This window comes from Elusimicrobiaceae bacterium, assembly GCA_028700325.1.
Classification (GTDB): domain Bacteria; phylum Elusimicrobiota; class Elusimicrobia; order Elusimicrobiales; family Elusimicrobiaceae; genus JAQVSV01.
In genome coordinates this window covers 1-7211 of the sequence record JAQVSV010000090.1, presented here as the reverse complement: position 1 = coordinate 7211, position 7211 = coordinate 1, and the positions used below count along the sequence as shown (strand labels likewise).

General features: G+C 61.9%; 7 protein-coding genes. 2 read left to right on the top strand and 5 right to left on the bottom strand.

The genetic code is table 11. The features are described 5' to 3' along the window. On the top strand, positions 1-422 hold a 422-nt coding region (locus tag PHW69_09155), incomplete at its 5' end, for an acetyl-CoA C-acyltransferase (protein MDD4005350.1). Positions 423-543: 121 nt separating this feature from the next. Here the strand turns inward: PHW69_09155 and mnmA are convergent. Beyond that, a complete protein-coding gene (mnmA, locus tag PHW69_09150) occupies positions 544-1620 on the bottom strand; it encodes a tRNA 2-thiouridine(34) synthase MnmA (GenBank protein MDD4005349.1) in 1077 nt (358 codons plus the stop codon). Between the two features lie 89 nt (positions 1621-1709). Between mnmA and PHW69_09145 the strand changes: the two genes are divergently transcribed. Then, positions 1710-2543, top strand: a complete 834-nt coding sequence (locus tag PHW69_09145) for a hypothetical protein (GenBank protein MDD4005348.1) — start codon at positions 1710-1712, stop codon at positions 2541-2543. A gap of 298 nt (positions 2544-2841) precedes the next feature. On the opposite strand, the gene PHW69_09140 is transcribed toward PHW69_09145, so the two are convergent. The 4 genes from PHW69_09140 to PHW69_09125 form a co-directional block, all read right to left on the bottom strand. Next, positions 2842-3576 (bottom strand): OAM dimerization domain-containing protein, encoded by a 735-nt coding sequence (locus tag PHW69_09140; protein ID MDD4005347.1) that lies wholly within the window; start codon positions 3574-3576, stop codon positions 2842-2844. A 21-nt stretch (positions 3577-3597) separates the two neighbouring features. Further along, positions 3598-5166 (bottom strand): lysine 5,6-aminomutase subunit alpha, encoded by a 1569-nt coding sequence (locus PHW69_09135; GenBank protein MDD4005346.1) that lies wholly within the window; start codon positions 5164-5166, stop codon positions 3598-3600. Further along, complete coding sequence (locus PHW69_09130; protein ID MDD4005345.1) at positions 5163-6749, bottom strand: hypothetical protein; 1587 nt, start codon at positions 6747-6749, stop codon at positions 5163-5165. The genes PHW69_09135 and PHW69_09130 overlap by 4 nt, the downstream gene beginning before the upstream one ends. After that, positions 6742-7211: hypothetical protein (locus PHW69_09125; GenBank protein ID MDD4005344.1), on the bottom strand; the 470-nt coding region annotated here is incomplete at its 5' end. The genes PHW69_09125 and PHW69_09130, both read right to left, overlap by 8 nt.

The window sequence follows — 7211 nt, the reverse complement described above, 5'->3', positions numbered from 1 at the left end:
CGGCCGCCGTGCTGGTGGCGTCCGCCGAAGCCGTAAAGAAACACAGCCTCAAACCGGCCGCCAGAATCGTGTCCTACGGCTGGGCCGGCGTTGACCCGTCGGTCATGGGAATGGGCCCGGTGGAAGCGGTGCGCAAGGCGCTCGCCAAAGCGGGCTGGCAGCTGAAGGACGTTGATCTGGTCGAGGCGAACGAAGCGTTCGCCGCGCAGTCGCTCGCGGTCGGCAGGGAACTGGGGTTCGACGCGGCCAGGCTCAACGTCAACGGCGGCGCGGTCGCGCTCGGGCATCCCATCGGAGCCAGCGGCGCGCGCATTCTCGTATCGCTGCTGCACGAAATGAAAAAACGCAATGCAAAAAAAGGCCTGGCAACCTTATGCATAGGCGGCGGCATGGGCATAGCGATGTGCATTGAGCTGGTCTGAAAATTCAATAGTGAAACGGAACGCCCCGGTCTGAAAGCCGGGGCGTTCCGTTTTTAAAAACCGGACAGCACACGCCGTCGCGAACCGCCGGGCCGGCGGTTCAAGTTTCAAGCCGGCTAATTCAGGCGATAACCCCTCCTCCCCACACAACCCCATCCCTGTAAAACACGGCGCTTTGACCGGGCGCAACCGCCAATTGCGGATTAGCAAACCGTACCAGCACCCTGCCCTCGGCAATGGGAGAAACTGTCGCCGGAGCCGGCGCATGCCGCACCCTTATTTTCACTTCAAATTCCGATGGCGAGTCAATGCCCCAGCCAAGCAGCCACCTCACCTCGTCCGCCATAAACGCGTCCGACAGCAACGCCTGCCGCCCCTCCACCACCAGCACATTGCGGTCCGGCTCTATCTCGCTTACGAATACCGGTTCCGGTCCGCATTGCGCTACAATCCCGAACCGCTGGCCAACCGAATAACAGACAATGCCTTTGTGCCGGCCCACCACGCGGCCCCGGCGGTCCACAACGCTGCCGGGCGCAATATCGCCCGGCTCATACAGGCCGGGGCACTCGTCCTGCGGCACGAAACTCTGCTCCTGAGCGTTTTCAGCCAGATCGGACAGCCCGCATTCCCGCGCCAGCCCGCGCACCTGCGCCGCCGTCAGCTCCCCGACCGGGAAAAGTATTGTGGAGAATTGTTCGGGCGCAAGCCGCCACAGATTATAGGACTGGTCGCGCAGAACGTCCGCGCCCGCGCAAAGCGTGAAACCGCCCTTCCCGTCGCGCCCGATCCGCGCGCAATGGCCCGTGGCGAACAGATCCGCGCCGGCGGCTTCCAGCGCGCGCTCCATAAAAACGCCGAATTTCACATGCCGGTTGCATTCCACGCACGGGCCGGGCGCACGGCCAAGCAGATGCTCGCCGCGGAAATAATCCAGCACATGCGCGCGGTATTCGTCTTTCAACTCTATAACCGAATGGGTTGCGCCCAGCCGGCCGGCCAATGCGGAGATTGCCGCCAGCTTCTCCCGCTCCCGGCAGGTGAAACAGCCGCCGTGGAAAGTCTGCGCGGCGGCGGCCTCCGGGTCAAACACGGCCATCGTGACGCAAACAGGTTCATAGCCCTGCCGCCGAAGCAGTTCGACCGCAAGAGCAGACTTCAATCCGCCGTCCAATCCCACAGCCACTTTTCGTGTCATCGGCTAATTCTACATAATTGGGCGCGCGCGGTTTTACAGGCTGATCAATTATGTATATAATGGATTATATATTCTATTGAGGTTCGAGCATGAAAAAAAACCCGATTGCCCTGTCAGCCATTCTGGCTCTATGTCTCGCCCTGACTGCATCCGCGCATGCGGCGGACATACCGCAGCCGCCAGCCGAGCAGGCCGCGCCGGCTGCCATCCCCGATCCCAAAACCGGGCCGCTGCTCGTCGCGGCGCCCGCGCAGACACCCGCTCCCAAAAAATCGGTGAAACGCAAGCGCAAAGTCAAACCGCTCGGCGCCAAAGGCCAGGAAAACGTGCCGGGGCCGGTTATGCCGAAACTGGCGGACGAAAAAAAATCCGCGCCGGCGCCCGCCGCCAAACCTGTTGAGAAGGTAAAAACCGAACCGGTGCTTGTGCCGACCGCGAAAATAGAACGCGAACGCACCAAACCGGTGATTGAAGAAACCGTGCTGCCGCCCTATATGCCGATCGCCGACCGGCTGGCCAACCAGTTGAGCGTACCGCTGCATTTCAGCATCAAGCAGCAGAAAAGAGTGGTAAAAACGCTTCGCTACGAAATTGACGAACCCGTCCGCAAACTCTTTCAGGAATACGAGGAAGTGCGCGCGAAGGCCCGCCGCGACCGCTTCAAGCTAAATGACATGACGCTGGGCATGTTCCTGGTGAAAGCGCAGATTTACGAGGATATCCGGCCGCTGCTGGACGCTCTGCAGAAAGAGCGGCTGGACAATCTGGTTTATAACGGGTATTTCAGCATGTACAACGGCCCCAACAAAGGCGTCTATGTAACGGAACCGCCCGGCGCGGAACCCGCCGCTCCGGCCCCGGCGGCTCCCGGCTTTGAACAGCCCCGTCCGGCCGACGTGCCCGCCTCGGCCTATCCCAAGTGACAGCGCGGAAAATTTTCTCCGCTCACGAAAAAGCCCCCGTTTCACGGGGGCTTTTTCATGACACTCCCCCGGCTGTGCCATTGGCCTTCCGGTTGTTATTAGCTTTACCGGCAAGCCGGGGGTTTCTTTTGGTGCAGACTTCGTTTTTTGCCCTGCTTACACACTAATCCCCCTGCTTGAGCCATGCCATGTCGGCAATCCTTATGCCGTGCCGGCCGGCACCGGGTTTTTGTGAGCGGAATTTATAAAACTCCGTCACGCGGCGGCCGCGCAAACCGGTCGCCACGCATTGAACTGTTCAGCGGGACTGCCGCTCCTTCATCGTCTTCACTATGAACGTGGCGGTGTGCTCGGCATAGGAGCCGGGCCCGAACCCCGCGTCAAACCCCAGTTCCAGCGCGAGCTTGTTGCTGATGCGAGGCCCGCCGATCAGCGCAAGGAACCTGCCGCGCAGGTTGCCAGCCTCCAGCAATTCGATCAGGGCGGTCAGGTTATGCACATGCACGTCTTTCTGGGTGACTACCTGCGACACCAGCACCGCGTCGGCTTTTTTCGCCAGCGCGAACTCGATCAGCTTTTCGTTCGGCACCTGCGCGCCCATGTTATACGCCTCGATCATGGCGTAGCGTTCCAGCCCGAAATGATGGTTATAGCCTTTCATGTTGATGATCGCGTCAATGCCTACGGTATGCGCGTCGGTCCCGGTGCACGCGCCCACGATCACGAGCTTGCGCCCGAAATTGGCGCGGATAAACTCGTCAACCTGCGCCATCGTCATGACCGCATCGCCAACCGCATCCACATAGTCCACCTTGTCGTAGTCTATGGAAGCGTCGGTCCGGGCGTAGGCCGTGAAAAAGGTGAACCCGTCCGCGAGCGGAGCGGCTTCCGCCACTTCGCACGATTTAAAGCCCAGCTGCAGCACGAACAGCCGCGCGGCCTCCTTGGCTTTGCCGCCGCATTTTACCGGCAGGGTGAAAGACAGCTGGATCGCGCCGTCGTTTAAAGTATCGCCGTAAGGTTTTATTATCATGATATCGTTCCTCGGTTAAAATCAGTCCAGCTTCAGCTCGCGCCGGAAATAGGTTTCCAGCGGATTATAGTAGGAAGGCGATTTTTCGTACACGCCGCCAAACCCCTTGCCCCCGTCGCGCGGGCGCTTTACGTCGGCGAACATGCCTTCCTCGATAGCGGCGAACAGCCCTTTTCCCCGCAACTGCTCCATGAACCCGAGCGTTTCATCCAGCACCGCCTGCGCGCGCGAGGCGATGATGCCGCCGCGCCTGAACTCCACTTCCTCGTAAAAGTTCTCGATGTTGTTGGCGACGTATCTGGCGTTTTCCAGCGCGAGGTAGCGGTCCTGCATGAACGGCGTATGGATCGCCTCGGTCAGCATCCCGAGCAGCTGAATGCCCTGATGAGTCGCCTTGGACACGAAATTAAACATCGTGTTCATCGCCAGGCCCTTGAAAATATCGCCGGTCATGAATTTCGTGGGCGGCATGTATTTTAGCGGCGCGTCGGGGAAAATCTCGCGCGCCATCTGGGCCTGCGCCAGCTCGTAGAGGAATCCGTTTTTGATGCCGGGGTTCATTTCAAACGCGTGGCCCAGCCCCATCAGGCCCGGCGCCAGCCCCGCACTGCAGGCGAACCGCTCGTTCAAAAGCTGGGATGCCAGCACCGTGTACGCCTTTTCCACCGCGTCGGAAGTGGTGAGGTAATTGTCCTCGCCGGTGTTGATGATGATGCCGGCGCGGGCATTGATCATGCGCGAGAAGTTCTGGTCAACGAAAGTGCGGTACATGTTTATGTCGCGGAACAGGATGCCGTACATCGAGTCGTTAAGCATCATGTCCAGCCGCTCCAGGGAACCCATCGCGGCGATTTCCGGCATGCACAGGCCGGACGCGTAGTTGACCAGCCGGATATAGCGTTTTTCGCGCGCGCCGGTCTCGTCGAGCGCGCGGCGCATTATGCGGAAATTTTCCTGCGTGGCGTAGGTGCCGCCGAACCCTTCGGTGGTGGCGCCGTAGGGAACGTAATCGAGCAGGCTCTGCGCGGTGGTGCGGATCACGGCGACCACATCGGCCCCGGCGATGGCGGCGGCTTCGGCCTGCTTCACGTCCTCGTAAATATTGCCGGTCGCCACGATCACATACAGCATGGGCGACTTGATGTTTTCCTTATACCGCTCCAGTTCGGCGTTGCGGCGCGCGACGTTGTCGGCAACCCGCCGGTCATACGCGGCGACCAGTTCGGCCGCTTTTTTCTCGATCGCCGCACGGTCGGCGGGTTCCGCGCCCGCGATGTCAACCCCCCGGGCGACCGCATCGTTGAGTTCTGCCGGCGTTTTGCCGGACCTGATAAGCGCGCTGATATAGCAGCGGGCCGCTCCGTCGGAGCACCGGCCGCCGAGCGCGGCCACTATCAGGTTCGGAACTGGCACGCCGTCGGCGTTAACGCCGTCGGCGCCGAGCAGCCGCAGCGTAGCGCGCTCGACTGTAACGGTGGTATGCCCGGTTATAAATTCCTGCACGGGGAGGGCGATCGCCCCGGCGAGCTTTCTGGCCCGCGCGATCTTCGCCCTGGAAAGGCCCAGCTTGCTTTTCATGGTCGTTGTCATCGGTCCTCCATATTTTTTTGCGCCAGCTCGATAATCCCGCTGTCCAGCCCAAGCGCGCGGGCAACGCTGAGCGCATCCTGCGCGGGGCTTGCCCCGCCGTCCTCAACAAGTTCATACCGCATAAAACGGTTGATCGCGCGCAGGCGTTCCTCCTGCCCGGCGCCGGCGGCCCCGCCGCGCAGCGAAAACGCCCTGCCGTCAAACCCGCGCATCCTGTACACGCCGGTATGCCGGGTGCGGACTACTCCAGCAAAATGCGTGGCGATCAGCGTCAGCCCGTTGCGGGAGCCCAGCGTTTCCACTACCGCCGACAGCAGGGCCCGCGCCTCGGCCGAATTGGTGGTGCGGGCGAACTCGTCCATTATGAAAAAAGACTTTTTCCCGGCATGCGGATAGGCGCCGTTAAACGCGCTCACCTCACGGCCGAACCCGCTAAGCCCGTCATCCGCGCCTGACCCGGGCTCGGCGTTCGCACCGACAAACCTGACCGTTTCAAACACCCGCGTTTCAAACCTTTTCGCCGGCACGAAATACCCGCCCTGCGCGAGCAGCTGCATAAACGCCACCGTCTGCAGCGCCACGGTCTTGCCGCCCATGTTCGAGCCGTACACCAGCCCGACCGGCCGCACGAACGAGCAGGAAAGCGGCGTGTATTTAAGGCCCTCCGCCTCCAGCCGGGCCTTGAGCGGAACAAATACTCCGGCCTCCAGCGAAACGGCGCCTTCCGAAAAAACAGGACGCACCAGCCTGCGCTCGACCGCGAACCGCGCTTTCGCCAGCAGCGTGTCCACCCGTTCGATGCGCTCCCGTATGGCGGCAATGGCGCTTTCCGCGGCGCGCGCCGCCTCGGAAAGCTTCGCCAGTTCACGAGCGGACGCGGTTTTTTCATCAGAATCCAGCTTTTCGCGCGCCGCCGCCAGCGCGGCGTATTCGCGCCCGTAAACAGGGCGCGCGATCACGCGGCGCGCGTCATGCGGCTCCGCGTAAATTTCCCCGTCTGGCAGTGCGGCCGCGCGCGCGGCGTCAAGCACGATAAACGCCTTGTCGGAAAAATCCAGCCCGCACCGCTCAAGCAGTTCTCGCAACCGCGCGGTTTTTACAGCGGCCAGAGCACGGTCAGCCGCGGCTATTTCCGCACGCACCCGCGCCAGTTCCGAGCCGGGCTCGGCCGCAAGATAAAACGATTCCGGCTCGCCGTCTTTTGTCAGGAGGGCAAGCAGTTCGGCGCAATCAAACTCAATACCCAGCGCGGCCCGCAAATTTTCACCCAGCAGACCGAACGCGGCGCGCGCGTTGTAAAGGAATTTCTTGAGTTCGAACAGCTCCGCCCGGTCCGGCCGGGCCGGAAACGGCAGTTCGAGCCGCGGAATGCGTTTAAGATGCCAGGCCAGTTTTTCCGCGCCGCGCGAGGCGGATCCGATGAACCGCGCAAACGCTTCGGTCAGATCAAACTCCTGTTCCAGTTCGGCGCGGCACGCATGGAACGCGCAGCCCGCTTTCCGGGCGCGGCCGTAGGGCGTAAGCGGGTTGAACCCGTCCAGAAAATCATCAAGCCGGGCGAAAGCCCGGGCCTGCCTATCCATGTGCCGCCTCATAAGGATTGAACAGCAGATACCGTTCCCCGCGCGCGCAGTCAAACAGCCGCAGGAATCCGGCTTTCTCCGCGTCCTGCAAAACCACGCAGATGAACAACAGCGGGATCCTGCGGCGGAAATACACGCTCCGCGCCGCTGAAAAAACCGCGAATTCGCGCGGACTTAAAAACACGCGCGTGAAATCGTTCAGCACAACCGCCGCGCCCGGCGCGACCGTTTCGGCGACTGCCGGCGTAAAAGCGCCGTCAATGCAAAACGCATCGGGCAACGGATCCGGCGCCTGCGCGATTGCGTCAAACGCAACCAGCTGCCGCGCTCTCTCCGCGGCGCGCGCCAGGCCCGCGCCGCAGGCCCGCAGCACAAAAACATAGCCGGCGCCCGGAGCTGACACGGCCTGCGTAACCCGGTCGGACGCGCCGTCAACAAGCACGGTTTCCGCCCCGAACTCCT

Bases quoted from the DNA above. Each gene is read 5' to 3' on its own strand.
- mnmA (MDD4005349.1), bottom strand. From the start codon at position 1,620: ATGACACGAAAAGTGGCTGTGGGATTGGACGGCGGATTGAAGTCTGCT.
- PHW69_09135 (MDD4005346.1), bottom strand. From the start codon at position 5,166: ATGACAACGACCATGAAAAGCAAGCTGGGCCTTTCCAGGGCGAAGATC.
- PHW69_09130 (MDD4005345.1), bottom strand. From the start codon at position 6,749: ATGGATAGGCAGGCCCGGGCTTTCGCCCGGCTTGATGATTTTCTGGAC.
- PHW69_09140 (MDD4005347.1), bottom strand. From the start codon at position 3,576: ATGATAATAAAACCTTACGGCGATACTTTAAACGACGGCGCGATCCAG.
- PHW69_09145 (MDD4005348.1), top strand. From the start codon at position 1,710: ATGAAAAAAAACCCGATTGCCCTGTCAGCCATTCTGGCTCTATGTCTC.